General features: G+C 43.2%; 15 protein-coding genes. 10 read left to right on the top strand and 5 right to left on the bottom strand.

Annotated elements, in window-relative coordinates; all coding sequences use genetic code 11:
* Positions 1–5 precede the first annotated feature (5 nt).
* Both ACPZ3T_RS11580 and ACPZ3T_RS11585 read right to left on the bottom strand, forming a co-directional pair.
* Complete coding sequence (locus tag ACPZ3T_RS11580) at positions 6–392, bottom strand: response regulator (RefSeq protein WP_490276369.1); 387 nt, start codon at positions 390–392, stop codon at positions 6–8.
* A complete protein-coding gene (locus ACPZ3T_RS11585) occupies positions 382–5,679 on the bottom strand; it encodes a response regulator (protein WP_490276371.1) in 5,298 nt (1,765 codons plus the stop codon). Before ACPZ3T_RS11585 ends, ACPZ3T_RS11580 begins: the two co-directional genes overlap by 11 nt.
* Before the next feature lie 527 nt (positions 5,680–6,206).
* Between ACPZ3T_RS11585 and ACPZ3T_RS11590 the strand changes: the two genes are divergently transcribed.
* The 10 genes from ACPZ3T_RS11590 to psb35 all read left to right on the top strand — a co-directional run bounded on the left by ACPZ3T_RS11590 (position 6,207) and on the right by psb35 (position 14,556).
* Positions 6,207–6,743, top strand: a complete 537-nt coding sequence (locus tag ACPZ3T_RS11590; protein WP_490276373.1) for a universal stress protein — start codon at positions 6,207–6,209, stop codon at positions 6,741–6,743.
* A 197-nt stretch (positions 6,744–6,940) separates the two neighbouring features.
* The gene (hoxE, locus tag ACPZ3T_RS11595; protein ID WP_490277198.1) at positions 6,941–7,453 is read left to right on the top strand and encodes a bidirectional hydrogenase complex protein HoxE; all 513 of its coding nucleotides are present in this window, start codon (positions 6,941–6,943) and stop codon (positions 7,451–7,453) included.
* Positions 7,440–9,059, top strand: coding sequence for an NADH-ubiquinone oxidoreductase-F iron-sulfur binding region domain-containing protein (locus tag ACPZ3T_RS11600; protein ID WP_490276375.1), 1,620 nt, complete (start codon positions 7,440–7,442; stop codon positions 9,057–9,059). Before hoxE ends, ACPZ3T_RS11600 begins: the two co-directional genes overlap by 14 nt.
* Before the next feature lie 221 nt (positions 9,060–9,280).
* Positions 9,281–9,997 carry a bidirectional hydrogenase complex protein HoxU gene (gene hoxU, locus ACPZ3T_RS11605; RefSeq protein WP_490276377.1) on the top strand — a complete coding sequence of 239 codons (717 nt, stop codon included), beginning with the start codon at positions 9,281–9,283 and terminating at the stop codon, positions 9,995–9,997.
* Positions 9,998–10,117: 120 nt separating this feature from the next.
* Positions 10,118–10,711 carry a DUF3122 domain-containing protein gene (locus tag ACPZ3T_RS11610; protein WP_490276379.1) on the top strand — a complete coding sequence of 198 codons (594 nt, stop codon included), beginning with the start codon at positions 10,118–10,120 and terminating at the stop codon, positions 10,709–10,711.
* A gap of 106 nt (positions 10,712–10,817) precedes the next feature.
* Positions 10,818–11,363 (top strand): NADH-quinone oxidoreductase subunit B family protein, encoded by a 546-nt coding sequence (locus ACPZ3T_RS11615; protein WP_490277199.1) that lies wholly within the window; start codon positions 10,818–10,820, stop codon positions 11,361–11,363.
* A complete protein-coding gene (locus ACPZ3T_RS11620) occupies positions 11,363–11,557 on the top strand; it encodes a hypothetical protein (protein WP_490276381.1) in 195 nt (64 codons plus the stop codon). The genes ACPZ3T_RS11615 and ACPZ3T_RS11620 overlap by 1 nt, the downstream gene beginning before the upstream one ends.
* A 236-nt stretch (positions 11,558–11,793) precedes the next feature.
* On the top strand, positions 11,794–12,408 hold the full coding sequence (locus ACPZ3T_RS11625; RefSeq protein ID WP_490277200.1) for a CP12 domain-containing protein: 615 nt from the start codon (positions 11,794–11,796) through the stop codon (positions 12,406–12,408).
* Positions 12,409–12,643: 235 nt separating this feature from the next.
* Positions 12,644–14,083 carry a Ni/Fe hydrogenase subunit alpha gene (locus tag ACPZ3T_RS11630; protein WP_490276383.1) on the top strand — a complete coding sequence of 480 codons (1,440 nt, stop codon included), beginning with the start codon at positions 12,644–12,646 and terminating at the stop codon, positions 14,081–14,083.
* A 245-nt stretch (positions 14,084–14,328) separates the two neighbouring features.
* Positions 14,329–14,556, top strand: a complete 228-nt coding sequence (gene psb35 / locus ACPZ3T_RS11635; protein WP_490276385.1) for a photosystem II assembly protein Psb35 — start codon at positions 14,329–14,331, stop codon at positions 14,554–14,556.
* A gap of 60 nt (positions 14,557–14,616) precedes the next feature.
* On the opposite strand, the gene ACPZ3T_RS11640 is transcribed toward psb35, so the two are convergent.
* From ACPZ3T_RS11640 to ACPZ3T_RS11650, 3 genes are all read right to left on the bottom strand, one after another.
* Positions 14,617–15,039 (bottom strand): tellurite resistance TerB family protein, encoded by a 423-nt coding sequence (locus ACPZ3T_RS11640; RefSeq protein WP_490276387.1) that lies wholly within the window; start codon positions 15,037–15,039, stop codon positions 14,617–14,619.
* A 19-nt stretch (positions 15,040–15,058) separates the two neighbouring features.
* Positions 15,059–16,267 carry an RNA-guided endonuclease InsQ/TnpB family protein gene (locus ACPZ3T_RS11645; RefSeq protein WP_490277201.1) on the bottom strand — a complete coding sequence of 403 codons (1,209 nt, stop codon included), beginning with the start codon at positions 16,265–16,267 and terminating at the stop codon, positions 15,059–15,061.
* A gap of 129 nt (positions 16,268–16,396) precedes the next feature.
* Positions 16,397–17,746 carry a 16S rRNA (cytosine(967)-C(5))-methyltransferase gene (locus ACPZ3T_RS11650; protein WP_490276389.1) on the bottom strand — a complete coding sequence of 450 codons (1,350 nt, stop codon included), beginning with the start codon at positions 17,744–17,746 and terminating at the stop codon, positions 16,397–16,399.
* Between the last annotated feature and the right edge of the window lie 263 nt (positions 17,747–18,009).

The raw sequence follows: 18,009 nt of genomic DNA on the forward strand, positions 1-18,009 counted from the left end.
ATTGACTATTTATCTAGTTTCCAACCTAGTGCTGTAGCTACCTGACCGGCTAATTCTAGAGGATTGAAAGGTTTAGCGATCGCTGTTACCATACCTAATTGAGAGTAGCGGCGACGGTCAGAAGCTTGGATTTTGGCGGTTAATAAAATTACAGGGATTTCCTTGGTGGCTGGATTAGCTTGCAGTTGCTCAAAGGTAGCAATTCCATCCATATCAGGCATCATCACATCTAGAAGGATGGCATCTGGTTGGTGAGTTTGGGCTTGGTTGATGCCTTCTTTACCAGAACTGGCTGTTACCACCTCCCAGCCTGCTACAGTTTCTAAACAAACTTTAGCAACTTCTTGAATATACTGCTCATTATCAACCACTAGAATGCGTTTAGTTTTCATGGCGGCTGGCCTCTTTTTGGTTGTGAGTAATTCGTTGCAGTAGTTCTATCACTCGTTGTTCAAATTCTTGGGTGGTTACACGTCCTTTTGTTAAAAACTCTGTATCTCCTAGCTTAAGCCTTTTACGCTCTGATTCGTCTAAATCTTTAGCAGAATATACAACTAACGGGATATTACACAGATGATTGTGCTTTTGTAACCAATCGACTACTGTAAACCCATCAGTTTCTGGTAAAATCAAATCCAGAATTAACAAATCAGGGTTGATTTCTTGACTGAGGTGAATTGCTTCTTTCCCGGTTTTGGCATAGAAGGTTTCAATGCCATGTCGTTCAAATACAGTGATGAGTAGTTCCACTAAATCAGGATCATCCTCAACAATGAGAATGCGGACTCGCTGAGAAAATTTGGCGATGACTTGTCTGAGAGATTGTAATAAATGGCTTTCTTGGACTGGTTTACTCACCCAATCAACAAAGTCTGCATGGGATTGACTATTGGTATTTTGCTTGTAAACGCTGCAAATCACAATGGGAATGTCTTGAGTTTGTGCTTGTTCCTTTAATCGTGCCATTGTTTCCCAACCATTCATCTCTGGCATGAGTAAATCTAGTACAATCACATCAGGGTGTTGGCTAGCTGCTAAGGCGATCGCTTCTTCTCCATTACTTACAGTTACTACTCGATATCCGCCTCTTTCTAGGAGAGTTTGCAGTTCTACACGAATTACAGGATCATCATCACAAACTAGAACTAGAGGGGACTGGTGACTGGTGACTGGTGACTGGGGATAATTGGTTAATTCTGTGTTTGGCAGCACTGGTAAAATTGGCAGACTAAAGTAAAAAGTGCTACCTTCTCCTAAAATACTTTCTACCCAAATCCTTCCTCCATGCTGTTGGACAATACTCTGGCAGATAGCCAAGCCTAAACCTGTACCATCATGGTTGCGTGAATCAGAGGAATCTACTTGCTGAAATCGCTCAAAGATAGTATGAATTTTATCTGCCGGAATCCCTCGTCCGGTGTCCTTGACTGTCACCAAGACTTCATCACCGTATTTTTGAGCAACTAGGTAGACTGTGTTTTCTGGTGAGGAAAATTTGATCGCATTACTGAGGAGATTAGTTAAAGTTTGCACAATCCGATCAGGATCTACCCATAATTCTACTGATGGGCTATTAATTGATAGTTGCACTTGAGCTTTATTCGCCAAGGGCTGCATAATACTGACAGCCGACTCAATCAAATCTGTCAAGTTGCAGCTTTCCCGCTCCATTTTCACCCTACCAGACTCAATTCTTTCGATGTCGAGGATGTCATTAATCAAGCGGACTAGGCGTTCTGTGCTGTCGGTGGCAATTTGGAGTAGGCGTTTGCCTTGCTCTGATGTTGCTGGTAATAACCCACTGGTAAGCATTCCCAATGAGCCGTGAATTGAGGTTAAGGGTGTACGTAGTTCATGGCTGACTACAGATACAAACTCATCTTTCATTCGTTCGATTTGTTTGCGTTCCGTAACATCACGCAGAATTACAGTATATAAAACTTCGTTTTCAATGTGCAGCTTCGATATGGAAGCTTCTGCGGGAAATTCTGTGCCATCCTTCCGACAACCATAGATTTCCCGCCGTTCTCCCATGCGTCTTGCCAAGCTCGGAGATTGTCCAAACCCAGAAACATGATGACGGTGTGCCTCAGCAAAACGTTGGGGTAAGAGAGCATCTAGGGGTTGTCCGATAATTTCCTCAGCAGAGTAGCCAAAAATTTTCTCAGCCCCCTGATTAAAGATGGTAATTTTTTGACTAGCATCGATGGAAATAATTGCATCGTCAGCAATATCTAAAATCCGTGCCAATCTAATTTGAGAAATCCGCAGTGCTTCTTCTATGCGTTGGCGTTCATCGAGTTCTGATTGTAGCTGGCGATTGACATTCACTAGCTCTACAGTCCGTTCTGCCACTCTTAATTCTAGTTCGTTATTAGCAGCTTGTAAGGCGGCTTCGATTTGCTTGCGATTACTAACATCTCTGACTGTACCCAGCATTTGCACAGCTTCACCAGCTTGATTGTAATAAAGTTTACCTGTTCCCTCTAGCCAATGAATGCTGCCATCAGGCCAAACTACGCGAAATTCATGATTATAGTCGGTTTTTTGGTGTTCAGCATCCCGAAATGCTTGCTCTAAACCAGGCCAGTCTTGTGGAAGAACAAGTTTTTTGAAGGTTTGATAAGAAACATGGGGATGAGTAGGTTTGATACCAAATAATCGGGTATGACCTTCAGACCAAGTAATTTTGTTCGTGATGAGATTCCAATCCCAAATCCCTAAATTCACTGCTTCTAGGGCGAGGGCGAGACTTTCCTCACTTTCTTTGAGGGCAGCTTCGGCACGTTGGCGATCGCGCTGATTCCGTAATGCTAAAATCCCATAAGCTAAATCTGCTGTTAGTTCTTGTAACAGTTTCACCTCATTCACATCGAAAGCATCCGGTTCAACTGCGTAAATATTCAATGCCCCAAAAGCTTCACCATTAACCATTAAAGGCAAAGCAATTGCAGCAGCATAACCCCGACTCATCGCTTGACAACGCCAAATCTCATACCGGGAATCAGTGAAAATATTTTGAATAATTGTCGTTTTACCTGTACGAATAGCGGTAGCAGTGGGACTCTGCCCGTGAATTGTATCCGCCCAAGTCAAATGCAGAGATTGCAAATATCCATCTTCATAACCAGCTTGGGCGGCTGGTTTAATATCTTTTTGGGAATTATTCTCAGCATAGGCTACCCAAGCCAGGCGATAACCACCGACTTTGATAATAATGTCGCAAACTTGCTGGAGTAATTCATCTTCATTGTTGGCACGAATCAATGCTTGATTACAACCACTCAAGGTTTGCAATGTGCGATTTACACGGGTAACTTCTGCTTGAACTTGTTTGTAATTGGTAATATCTCGTGTAATTGCCAACTGTACCCAACTACCATCTGCGGCGTTACGCAAAGGCACAGAGTGAGTTTCCACCCAACGACGACGACCCCGACAAGTGATCATCTCAAATTCTAGACTACCTTTTTCACCTTGACAAACACGTTCATTCAGTTGACGAAAGGCCTGTTGATACTCAGGGACAATGAGATCATACACAGACTTACCCACCACAGAGTCCGCATTATCTGCCTCTAATGTCCCCAAACACGCCGGGTTAATTTCCAATACAGTACCATCAGCCGCCACAATTGTTACACACTCTGGTTCAGCATCAAAGATGGCGCGTCCGTCGGTGAAGAAGGGACTGGGGGTGGAGGCAGGGGGGCAGGGGGCAGGGGGCAGGGGGAGAAATTCTACCTTGTCTCCCTTGTCTACCTTGTCTACCTTGTCTCCCTTGTCTCCCTTTTCCCCTACCCCCTTCTGACTCACTCGCCTTAACAACTTCACTCTTTCCAGGCGGTTGATAATGCGCGTTACTAATTCTGGCCCGACGATGGGTTTGCTGACAAAATCATCAGCACCGACGCTATAAACTTGATTGACGATTTCCGCGTCGCTGTGGACTGTGAGAAATAGGATCGGTAATTCACTCCATTGGGCATCATTACGGACTACTTGACATAGTTCGATGCCGTTCGTGTGGGGCATTTCCACATCTAGAATTAACAAGTCTGGATTTTCTGACTTTAATACTTCCCAAAAACGGCGAGGATCATCTAAGGTAATGACTTTTAAGCCCCAAGGTTGGAGGAGGGTTTGCAATAACGCTAGAATTTTGGGGTCATCGTCTACAGCTAATACTTTGGCTTCCGCATGGGGAAGTTGTTGTATGATTTGAGCGATCGCTTCTACAACTTTGGCTGTAGGTTGGGGTTTTTGTAAAAAAGTATGTTCAGCTTGCCGTGCTAGTTGCAAACGGTGGTGAAAGTCTGTCTGTTCTGTAAAAACTACTACTGGTACAGGTGGTTTGAGTTGGGCAAGTTCTGCTAAAAAATGTAAACTTTCTTCTGGATGGGCAGCAACACGAGGATCAAACAAAACTACACTAGGATGCTGTTGGTAGAGTATATTTCTCCCTTGCGCTAGATTAGTAGCAGTAGTAAATTGTAATTCCTGGCTAACCGATGCTTGTGTTAGCTCGGCAGCTAAAACAGCATCATTATCTACTACCAAGACTAAGGGAAGTGAATTAGTCGCAGATGTTGCTGAGTCTGCGGCTGGTTTTTGGGCAGCAATTTCTTGGCGTAATAACTTCACCCACTTCTGTAACTTGGTGATTTCTGTGGGTGTTGGGGTTGTCTGTGATTTCAATACCTGCTCAATTTTCCGGGCTAACTTTGAGCCTGTTGGTAAACCAAATGTCCCTAATGATCCCGCTAATGTATGCGCTTCTTGTCTTGCTTTTAAACGTAATTCTGAATCTAAAGCCTTTTGAGTGATTGCTTTTACTGCTTCCTCTACGATTTTAACTTGTTCATCCACCCGACCATAAAATTTTTGCCAAATGCCGGCGATCGCTGTTCGTGTTGACTCAGACTCAGACTTACCAAAAGATGTACATTTTTCCTGCTCCCCTGCTCCCCTGCTCCCTTGCTCCCCTGCTTCCCTACTCTCTTCCTTCTGTGGTGTGAGTCGATAACCAATTCCGTAAACCGTCTCAATTAAATCCCCAGAAACTCCGGCATTTCTCAACTTCATTCGCAATCCTTTAATATGGGTGCGAACTGCTTCTTCTCCGGGAGTGTCTTCATAAGACCAGAGATGTTCTAGAATCATGCTACAGCTAAACACCCGGCGACGATTTCGCAAAAATAACTCCAACAAAGCATATTCTTTGGGCGTTAGTGATAGCACATTTTTTCCATAGGTAACTTCACAACTGCTAGGATCAAGGCGCAAATCGCCACATTCTAGAATTGGCTGTGATATCGTCCCACTTCGTCGTAATAGCGCACGCATCCGCGCCACTAATTCTTCTTCAGCACATGGTTTAACTACATAATCATCAGCACCCGCATCTAAACCAATAGCTTTTTCGTGGCTACTATCACAACCTGTCAGTAACAGAATTGGCATTTGTCTACCACTAGACCGAATTTGCCGACAAAGACTGATTCCATCTAGCTTAGGTAGCATCACATCTAAAAGAATTAAATCATAATCATAAGTTTCGATTAAATCCCAAGCCGCATTACCATCAGCAGCCATTTCCACCACATAGTTTTGATTTGCGAGAATAGCACTCAGTGCATAGGCATTTAATTCGTCATCCTCTACAATTAAAATTTTCATATTAAATTAAGATTTAATAAATAATTACACGGAAATATCGTTCTATTTTTCAAACAACCTCTAAAAATTAAATAGAAGTCCTATCTCTACAAAAACAAATCAAATTATTAATATTGCTACTTTAAATATATTTTAGATAGTATACCAAGAAATAATTAATATTATTTAACAAATAGTTATCAATTTTTATCAATCTATATATATAGATAATACTAGTCGGGAAATAAAGCCTACAGTAGATGTTATAGCATTCACTACACCCTACACCCTACCCCCTACACCCTGTTCATAGCTTTTATCAACAACTCAAATGATGTAACTCATACATCTAAAAGCTTAATAGTTATTACCTTCTTCACAACTTCCTCAAATTGTTGTCCTATAAACAATGGTGAGAGGCAAAGGAAAGTTGACTGTTGACTGTTTAACCCTATGGCCAATTCCCCACCTCCTCAATAAAACTAACTACTACAAGAACTGACTTTTAAAACCAAAAACCTCACCAATGACTACTTACAGAGGTCTATATGCTGAAAAACATTTTAGTTGCATTGGATCGCTCGGAAATCGGACAACAGGTTTTTGAGCAAGCATTAGCTTTAGCAAAAGCTACACAAGGTAACTTGCTCTTAGTACACATCTTGTCACCAGAGGAAGATGGCAGTCCTAACATTCCCATGATATCTAATTATGACTACTATCCAGGTCTAAGCGGTCAAAGCTTTGAAGTATATCAAAAACAATGGGATCACTTTAAAGATCAAGGTGTGAGAATGCTGCAATCCTTCAGTGCTAAAGCCAACACCGCAGGAGTTTCCACACAATTTCAACAAATCTTGGGCAGCCCTGGACGCACAATTTGTAAATTAGCCACCAATTGGAATGCTGATTTAATCGTTATGGGACACAGGGGTTTAGCTGGGTTTAAAGAATTACTGCTGGGTAGTGTGAGTAACTATGTTTTACACCATGCCCCTTGTTCAGTTCACATAGTTCATTGTCCAGTAACAGAACAAGCAACAGATCAACAAGACTCAGAACAACCCCAAGCATTATCAGTATAGAAGGTGTCAGGGAAAGAATTTTAGATTTTAGATTTTGTGGAAAGTCTGTAGCAAGATCCCGTAGGTTGCGGAGGTTTCCTCCGTACAGAACTTTCCAAGACGGATTTTAGATTGAAATCCAATCCAAAATTTAAAATCCCAAATTGAATTGCCCCATGCCCCATGCCCCATGCCCCATGCCCAATTCCCAATTCCCAATGAAAACCACATCATTACCAAATCAGACTCATCCCAGTGGAGATAAACGCTTGAAGATGCTAGACGCAACTATCAAGCGTCATCAGTATCAACAAGATGCACTGATTGAAATTCTCCATAAAGCACAAGAACTCTTTGGCTACTTAGAAAACGATTTATTGCTTTATATTGCCCATAGTTTGAAACTACCACCTAGTCGAGTTTATGGGGTGGCAACTTTCTATCATTTGTTTTCCCTAGCACCCCAAGGTATTCATAGTTGTGTGGTGTGTACAGGTACGGCTTGTTATGTCAAAGGCGCGCAAGCTATCTTAACAGGTCTAGAAGCATCAACTCACATCCATGCAGGGGAAACTACTGCTGATGGTCAATTATCACTACTGACAGCACGGTGTTTAGGTGCTTGTGGAATTGCGCCGGCGGTGGTGTTTGATGGCGCAGTTTTAGGTAATCAAACCCCTGAGTCGGTGGCTGAACGTGTACAAGGATGGCTCAATAATGGAACTGACTGAATTACTGGAAATTTCTCGACAAGAACGTTCTCAAGCTAAACCAGTACAAATTCGTTGCTGTACGGCGGCTGGTTGTCTGTCTGCTAATTCCCAAGCGGTTAAACAACAATTAGAAGCGACTGTCAAAGCAGAAGGTTTGGAGCAAGAAGTACAAGTCTCTGGTGTAGGTTGTATGCGCTTGTGCTGTCAAGGGCCTTTGGTGGAAGTTGAGACAGTTGGAAGTCGGGAGTCGGGAGGAGAGACGCAAGAAACATTGTATGAAAAAGTTACTCCTGAAGATGCGCCAGCGATTATTGGGACATTGAAAGGAAAAGAGGCAGAACTATCAATCGTAAAATTAGATCAACCATTTTTTACGGGACAGATGCCGATTGTGCTAGAAAATAGTGGCAAGGTTGACCCAGAACGGATTCAATCTTACATTGCTACTGGTGGTTATCAGGCTCTTTATCATGTACTGCGGGATATGACCTCAGTTGAGGTTGTAGATACTATTAGCCGCAGTGGTTTACGGGGAAGGGGTGGTGCAGGTTATCCCACCGGTTTGAAATGGGCGACGGTAGCTAAAGCTAAAGGAGAGCGCAAATTTGTCATTTGTAACGCCGATGAGGGAGATCCCGGCGCGTTTATGGATAGGAGTGTGTTGGAGAGTGATCCCCATCGAGTATTAGAGGGAATGGCGATCGCAGGTTATGCTGTAGGTGCAAGTCAAGGTTATATATATGTAAGAGCAGAATATCCCACCGCCATTAAACGTCTGCAAATAGCCATTAATCAAGCCCAACGCCTCGGTATTTTAGGTAGTAAAATCTTTGACTCTCCCTTTGATTTTAAAATTGATATCCGCATTGGTGCAGGAGCTTATGTTTGCGGTGAAGAAACGGCTCTCATGGCTTCTATTGAAGGTAAACGCGGTCTTCCTAGCCCACGTCCCCCCTATCCGGCTGAATCTGGTTTATGGGGACATCCTACCTTAATTAATAACGTCGAAACTTTTGCTAATATTGCACCGATTATCCGTAAAGGTGCGGAGTGGTTTGCTGGTATCGGTACTGCCAAAAGTAAAGGCACAAAGGTATTTGCTCTGGCTGGCAAAATTCGCAACACAGGTTTAATTGAAGTGCCAATGGGAACTTCGCTACGGGAAATAGTAGAACAAATGGGAGGAGGTATTCCCGATGGTGGTACGGCGAAAGCAGTACAAACAGGTGGCCCTTCTGGGGGATGTATTCCCGCCTCTGCATTTGATACACCTGTAGACTATGAATCCTTAGCTAGCCTCGGTTCAATGATGGGTTCTGGTGGAATGATTGTTATGGATCAAACTACCAATATGGTAGATGTCGCCCGTTTCTTCATGGAATTTTGCATGGATGAATCCTGCGGTAAGTGCATTCCTTGCCGAGTTGGGACTGTCCAATTACATAGATTATTAACCAAAATTAGCGAAGGTAAAGCATCACACGCTGATTTAAAACTTCTAGAAGAACTGTGCGACATGGTAAAACACACCAGCCTCTGCGGTTTAGGACAATCTGCACCCAACCCCGTATTTAGCACCCTGCGGTACTTCCATGATGAGTATTTGGCATTGGTGAGAGTATAGGGAGGCAGGGGGCAGGGGGCAGGGAGATAGGGGAGACAAGGTAGACAAGGGAGATAGGGGAGACAAGGTAGACAAGGTAGACAAGGTAGAAATATTTACCCCAATGCCCAATACCCAATGCCCAATGCCCAATGCCCCATGCCCAATGCCCCATACCCAATGCCCAATGCCCCATGCCCTATCTTAATTACGAATTACGAATTACGAATTAATTACGAATTATGACTGTAAAAACCCTAACTATAGATGGTGAATTAGTCAGCGCGCGTGAGGAAGAAACGGTGTTGCAGGCGGCGCAAGAGGCGGGTATTCATATTCCGACACTCTGTCATTTGGAGGGTGTGGGAGATGTGGGTGCTTGTCGGCTGTGTTTGGTGGAAATCGCTGGTATCAATAAGTTACTTCCTGCTTGTGTGACGAAAGTTGCTGAAGGTATGGAAGTGGTGACAAATAGCGATCGCCTCCAAAGTTATCGTCGTACAATTATCGAAATGCTATTCGCTGAAGGTAATCACATCTGCTCAGTGTGTGTAGCTAACGGTAACTGTGAATTACAAGACCTAGCTATTGAAATGGGAATGGATCATGTGCGTTTAGCCTACCATTTCCCCGATCGCCAAGTTGATGTTTCTCATCCTCGCTTCGGTCTTGACAACAACCGTTGTGTTCTTTGTACTCGCTGCGTCCGCGTATGTGACGAAATCGAAGGGGCGCACACCTGGGATATGGCAGGTAGAGGGACAAACTCCCATGTGATTACCGACTTGAGCCAACCTTGGGGAACTTCCCAAACCTGCACCTCCTGCGGTAAGTGCGTCAACGCTTGCCCCACTGGCGCACTATTTTACCAAGGTTCGAGCGTCGGCGAAATGAAACGCGATCGCGCCAAACTCGATTTTTTAGTTACCGCACGGGAAAAACAGCAATGGAATCTATAGGGACTGGGGAATGGGGAATGGGGAATGGGGAATGGGGACAAGGAAGACAAGAAAAAATTTCTACCTTTTTTTCCCCCTCTCTTCATTCTCCATCCTCACCAATACTAGGAGGTGAATCTGATGTCAAAAATCAGCCGCAAACTCAGCAAGCACAACCGGAACAGGAAAATTCCACAGCCTTTGTCTATGTGTCTGTCACCGACTTCTATCAAAAGTCTCTTATGGTGGCTACTCTTGTTAGGGATAGTGACGATTTTTATGTTCCTGGGTTTAGGAAGCCTCTATACCGAAACAGTCATTGCTGCTGTCGAGCAACAAGAAACAGCAACAGCAGAAATTCTCTATCGCTCACAAACAAAATTAGCTGATCAGTCAGGGAAAGTTTGGCAAGTTGTCCTATTTAAGCAAGTTTATCCCGGTCAAGCGCAAACTGTAAATCTGCGCCTAGTAGGTTTTCCTGGTTCTGCGGAACTTATTCATCCCCAACCCTTAAAAATCTCCACAGCCACAGGTAAAGTCTTTAGTGCGGCCGATGTTTTCTTAGATGAAGCCCCTGCCCCAACCATTGGCCAGTACGACTTTCAGGATATCTTGTCCCAACTACCACCAGAACCCCTAACCTTGAGCATACCCTTACCTGGCGATCGCTCCATCAATATCGATGTCCCCCAACGCATCGTCCAAGAATGGCAGACACTCCTAAGTCGGGCATAGGGTATGGGGCATGGGGCAGGGAGCAGGGGGCAGGGGGAAAATTTTTCTACAGCCAACACTCTCAAATTACGAATTACGAATTACGAATTACGAATTACGAATTATTATGTCTCGCTTGAAATTAGCAACAGTATGGTTAGGTGGCTGCTCTGGCTGTCATATGTCCTTTTTGGATTTAGACGAATGGCTAATTGAATTAGCCGCCCAGGCAGATGTAGTTTTTAGCCCTTTTGCAGATATCAAAACATATCCAGAGGGTGTAGATGTAGTATTGGTAGAAGGTGCGATCGCTAATGAAGAACACTTAGAAACCATCCAAATTGTCAGAGAACGTTCTCAAGTATTAATTTCCTTTGGTGACTGCGCTGTAACTGGTAATGTCACCAGTTTACGTAATCCTTTAGGTAGTGCTGAACCAGTTCTGGAACGTTCTTACATCCAAACATCTGATCTTTATCCTCAAATTCCCCATGAACCAGGTATTGTACCCCCTTTACTAGATCAAGTAACTCCCGTACACGCTCTAGTACCCGTTGACATTTATTTACCTGGTTGTCCACCCTCCGCCACACGCATTCGCGCCGCCTTAGAACCACTATTAAAGGGAGAAAAACCCCATCTAGAAGGACGTGAGTTTATTAAGTTTGGGTAATGGGGCATTGGGCATTGGGCATTGGGCATGGGGCATTGGGCATGGGTAGACAAGGTAGACAAGGTAGACAAGGTAGACAAGGTAAAATTTATTTCCCCTACACCCCTACACCCCTACACCCCCACACCCCCACACCCCTACACCCCTACACCCCCACACCCCCACACCCCTACACCCCTACACTAGGCTGTTGACTTTGTTGAAATTTGGGCGGTTTTTAGTAATTTTGTACGCGATGTTTAATTTGTGCCTCAAAGCCTTCTCAAAACACAGTTTCAGCCATCGTAACTACGCACATTTTTTGCATGGACAAAATCCCAAAAAAGGTACAGAGTCAACAGCCTACCCCTACACCCCTACACCCCCACACCCCTACACCCCTACACCCCTACACCCCTACACTCCTACAAATCTTCCAACCAGGGTAATTATGTTAAAAGCAGCAGACGTAATGACGAAAGATGTGGCGACTATTCGCAGTTCTGCCACTGTATCTGAAGCAGTCAAGTTAATGCGTGCTAGGGACTGGCGGGCTTTAATTGTAGACCGTCGCCACGAACAAGATGCTTATGGCATTATTAGCGAGAGCGATATTGTCTATAAAGTCATTGCTTATGGTAAAGATCCTGGTAAAGTCAGAGTCTATGAAGTCATGACTAAGCCTTGTATCGCTATCAATCCAGACCTTGGGTTAGAATATGTAGCCCGACTATTCGCTGATTATCATCTCCACAGAGCGCCCGTTATTCAAGGTAATTTATTGGGAATAATTTCCCTGACTGATATTCTCGCCCACAGTAATTTTCTCGAACTACCACGCACAATTGTTCTAGAGCAACAGTTACAAGAAGAAATTCAGCAAGCGCGGACTATTTGTAGTCAAAAAGGTATACGTTCTGAAGAATGTGCCGCAGCTTGGGATGTCGTCGAAGAATTGCAATCAGAAATAGCCCATCAAAGAGCCGAAAAGATTCAGAAAACCGCCTTTGAAGATTACTGTGACGAATACCCAGAAGCACTAGAGGCACGATTATATGACCTTTAGAAGTTGACTCTCTGAATTTTAGATTTTAAATTTTGGATTTTGGATTGAATCTAAAATCTAAAATCTAAAATCTAAAATTGCTTGACTGTTGAGTGTTTACGGCTCAATACGGTTCAGATATAGAGATGTGATAAATCGCTGCTAAAAAAGCAATTATCAACTTGCTCTACTTTCCCAGTTTGCAACTTCTAGAAATGTTCTAATTTTGAATTTTGAATTTTGAATTGAACCACCTATGTCTAAAAGAATTGTCATTGATCCTGTTACCCGTATTGAAGGCCACGCCAAAATTAGTATTTACTTAGACGATACCGGACAAGTTAGCGATGCTCGGTTTCATGTGACAGAGTTTCGTGGCTTTGAAAAGTTTTGTGAAGGCCGCCCGATGTGGGAAATGCCTGGAATTACAGCCCGTGTCTGTGGTATTTGTCCAGTTAGTCACTTGTTGGCTTCAGCAAAAGCAGGCGATCGCATTTTAGCAGTCACTATCCCCCCAGTTGCAGCTAAACTCCGTCGTCTGATGAATTGGGGGCAAATTATCCAATCCCATGCTCTGAGTTTCTTTCACCTCACTGCCCCAGATTTATTATTGGGTATGGATAGTGACCCAGCAAAACGCAACGTATTTGGTTTAATTGCCGCCGAACCAGAATTAGCTCGTGGTGGGATTCGTCTACGCCAATTTGGACAGGAAATTATTGAATTATTGGGAGGGGCAAAAATTCACCCGGCTTGGGCTGTTCCGGGAGGGGTAAGAGAACCCCTGACATCAGAAGCACGCGCCCACATTCAGCAGCGCATCCCGGAAGCAAAAGCCACTACTCTCAATGCTTTGGAGAAATTCAAGGGATTACTGGCACAATATCAAAAAGAAGTACAAACCTTTGGCAACTTCCCTAGTTTGTTTATGGGTTTAGTCACCTCTGAGGGTTTATGGGAAACTTACGACGGCCAGATTAGATTTGTTGATAGTAACGGTAACATCATTGCTGATCAACTCGACCCCACACGCTATCAAGAATTTATCGGCGAAGCAGTCCAACCAGATTCTTATTTAAAATCACCATATTATCGCCCTTTGGGTTATCCAGATCACAATGGCCATAGTGGGATGTATCGGGTAGGGCCACTAGCACGGTTAAATATTTGTAATTCTATTGGTACACCTCTAGCCGACAAAGAATTACAGGAATTTCGCCAACACGCTCAAGGTAAAGTCACATCATCATTTTTCTATCACTATGCCCGTTTAATTGAGATTCTGGCTTGTATTGAATACGTGGAAATCTTTCTTGATCACCCAGATATACTATCAGATAGATTACGTGCAGAAGCCGGTGTCAATCAACTAGAGGGCGTTGGTGTGAGTGAAGCACCACGAGGCACATTATTTCATCATTATCAAGTTGATGAAAATGGCTTATTGCAAAAAGTTAATTTAATCATTGCTACTGGCCAAAATAATCTGGCCATGAATCGTACTGTTGCCCAAATTGCCAGACATTTTATTCAAGGTACAGAAATTCCTGAAGGAATGCTCAATCGTGTTGAAGCTGGTATTCGAGCTTTTGACCCCTGTTTAAGTTGTTCCACCCACGCCGCCGGACAAATGCCATTACAAATTCAACTAGTCGCCGCCGATGGTAGTATCCTTGATCAAGTTTGCCGTCATTGAGATTCTATGAATTGTTAACTGTCAACTATCAATAGCCTTATCAGATATTTCTCACCCATAGCAAAATTTAGGGTGCGTCAGTGCGATAGAACCTAACTATAGGCAGAAATTATTCATACTGACGCACCCTACTAAACGGTCAACTGTCAACAGCCATATCAGATATTTCTCACCCATAGTAGATGTAAATGATACTCTGTTCCTATACTGTATTAAGAAGTGTTTCGTAAATTAGGAGCATATATATGCCATTATTAATGCAAGCAGCAGATTCAATTGCTACTGGTGGGTCTCATTTTCCCCTAGCTTTTACATTAGTTTATGTAGTTGGCTTTATTGCTGCTGTCACTATTGGTTCTATTGCTTGGTACAACTCCAAACGTCCTGCTGGTTGGGAAAGCAAGGCGCGTCCTGATTTTGTGCCTAAAGTTGAAAAAGAAGAAACTCCGGGTCTGGGTGAACCGAAGTCATAATTAGTCATTAGTCATTAGTCATTAGTCAATTAAGTCTAGGCTAAAGACTTTTGACTACAGTTAGTTTTGAACTTCAACCCAACGCCGATAAAGCTTCTGTATTTTTTTGAGTAATGTGGTGTGTGCTGATTGATGGGATTCGCTCATCTGGGTTAACTCTTGCAATTTGGTCAAGAGTCTGGCTTCTTCGATCGCAACTTCACCATCACTATAAATTAGACCACTAATAGCCTCAATCAGATTTTCGCAGTCTTCGTTAGTCGGGCGATCGCCTAAATATTCTTTTACCCATGTATAACATTCGTTAGGTTGTACAGGCACTAATTCATACAGCCAAGGTTTAATCTCAGGATCTGTAGCTAAACCTTTGGCCTGAGCGATTTCACGGAGATATTGCCGTTCTTCTGGTTGAATCCTGCCATCAATCCATGCAGCTCCAATCAGAATCTTAACCAAGTTTTTGACGTTTCCATCAGTTATCATTGCTGCCGCTCCATATTTACTAACATTTGCTAACAAATACTTCTTGCTTCACCCTAGAAGTGTCGGCACTATCTAGTCCACAAGCTGTCACGGTCGAACTGACCGCCATCTTCACGCCACTGGCGACAACTTTGTCAACCAAAGCAACGCAGTGGCTCAAATTAATTGCCGCATTCAAATCTCTATCACACTCAAAACCACAGTGTTCACACCTGAAAACACGCTCTTGAAGTGACAGAGACTCTTTTTTTGTTCCACAGTGGGAACAGGTTTTACTGCTGGGATAAAACCTATCTACAACTACTAACTGACTCCCGTAGAGTTGAGTTTTGTACTCCAACTGACGACGCAACTCATAAAAGCCCATGTCAGCTATGGCTTTAGCCAACTTGCGATTTGCTAACATTCCAGATACATTTAAATCCTCAACTACTATCACGCCGTGGTTCTTGGCTAAATACGTAGTGAGTTTGTGCAATGTGTCTTTGCGAATATTGGCTATGCGTTGATGTAACTTAGCAATTTTGATTTGTGCTTTGTTCCAGTTAGCTGAACCATATTGTTTATGACGATTGAGCCACTGGAGTCTGGATAGTTTCACCTTTAGTCTACGGTAGGATTTTGCCCCCTGAAATACCTCCCCAGTGGAAAGGGTAGCAAGAGATTTAATCCCCAAGTCAACACCTACAACATCAATTGTTTTAGGTGTATCCGTTGGTTCTACTTCCATCCGAAATGAGATATACCAACTCTTAGCACTGCGGCTGATAGTGACTGACTTTGGTTGGACTTGCGGCAAATCTTCATAGGTTTTCAGTACCCCTAGCCTGGGAAGCTGGATTTTGCGTGTCCCAAGGATTTTGATAGTTCCGTCTAACTCAAATGAGTCACCCTTGCCTTTTTTCTTAAATCTGGGAACACTCGCAACTTTCTTGAAGCATCTATCCCACGCTGTCCGCAAGTCACGTAAAGCATACTGCGGCGCGCACTTTGACACTTCAAAATACCAAGGATGTTCAGGCTTTACTAGTGCTACTAACCATTTATGTAAGTCAATTGCGGTAGGGAATTTAATTTTCTCCTCTGGCTGAGTTTTGTTATGGTTAAGTATTTGTTTGGTTAATGCTAATCCCCAATTCCACGCGTGACGCGCTACGCCACAGTGTTTTAGCAAGTCTGTGCGTTGCTGATTGTTGAGTTTGAGTTGTGTTTTAAATCCTAGTAACATTCGCATTATGATATGGCACATTACCAGACATTGAAAGATGAATGATAGCTGACCATCAGGATTCCACTGTTGATTAACCTCCTCTGGGAGATTCAGGCTTTCATAAAATGGTACAATCCCTGATCGTATTCACCCGGAATCGTTGGTTTTTCTTAAGCGCACCATGAAAAATCCATCCATGTCCTGATGATGAGGCCAAACTTTTAACCAACCTGGGGATGTGATATCAGTCAAATCAGGTAAATTAACCCGCAAGTTTTCAATTTGCCAGTTGGGATGTGTTGCTAAAAATTCAGTAATCACGGCTTCATTTTCGGACGGGTGTAAGGTGCAAGTAGCGTAAACTAGTACTCCGCCGGGCTTGACAAATTTTGATGTTTCTGCTAAGAGTTCTTTTTGTAGTGTGGAGAGTTCGCCTACGGAGGTGGGTGTTTGTCGCCAACGCGCGTCAGCATGACGATGTAGAGTCCCTAAACCAGAACAAGGAGCATCTAATAATACTCGGTCGGCGGTATGCTCAAACTGTGGTAAATTGCGACTATCGCCAGTATAAATTTCAATGGAGTGTAAACCCAAGCGTTGTGCATTTTCTTTGAGTTTACGCAACCGGGAGGCAGTGCGATCGCCAGCTAAAATTTTACCTTGATCCTGCATTAACTCAGCTATGTGGGTTGTTTTCCCCCCTGGTGCAGCACAAGCATCAATGATTACTTCCCCAGGTTGAGGATCAAGTATATGACTCACTAATTGCGCGCTAGCATCCTGAACCACCCACCAACCTTGACTAAAACCAGGCAGATTTTGAATACCTCCACTATTACTAATTAATCGCAAAGCTTGGGGTAAATGAGGTATTCTCCTCACTAAAATACCTGCTGATATTAATGCTGTTTCTACTTCCTCAATAGAAGTACGCAAAGGATTAATTCGCAAATCAATTGTCGGTGTTTGGTTCATCCACTCACACAGTCTTTCCGTCTCCTCTATACCCAATTGTTCTAGCCAAACTGCAATTATCCAGTCAGGAAAGCTGTGTAAAATTCCTAAACGTTCCACTGGATTTTCTGGTAATTCCAAGGGATCTGATGATTTTTCAGCTAAACGAACGTATTGACGTAACAAACCGTTAACAAATCCCGTCAGTCCAGCCAAACCATTTTCCTTAGCCAGTTGTACTGTAGTATTGACAGCCGCCGATACAGGGATACGTTCTTGATAGCGCAGTTGATACAGTCCTAAATGTAAAATACTGCGGAGTTCACTTGGCTGTTGAGATGATTTCTTTTTGGCGAGTTGGTCAATTAGAGAGTCAAGAGTACGTTGTCTTCTAACGCTGCCATATACTAATTCTGTCACCAAACGGCGGTCAATATCAGACAATTTAACTTTTCGTAGCAGTCTATCTAATGCAACATCAGCATATGCTCCTTTATGCACATCTCGCAGAGTTAAAAAAGCTATTTGACGGGGATTTGTCACGTAGTTGCACTCCGATTCACAATTTTTACTGGGTTGTTATTCCCGTTCTTCTGATGTCTCCTAATTCTGTTGTTTCTAGTTCTTTTGTGATCCATTGTTCCATGTGCTGATTTTGGTATATTTCCCCTTCCTTATACCAACTACATATTTTCCGCATTCTGTCAACTTTTGTGTTAAGAAAGATGTTTATAATGGATAGCTTTTTAAGGGGGATTTAGGGGGATCTAGATATGTGCAACTTAACATGAAATCGGTATTACTAC

The sequence above is a fragment of the Aliinostoc maniaoense genome (assembly GCF_058172895.1).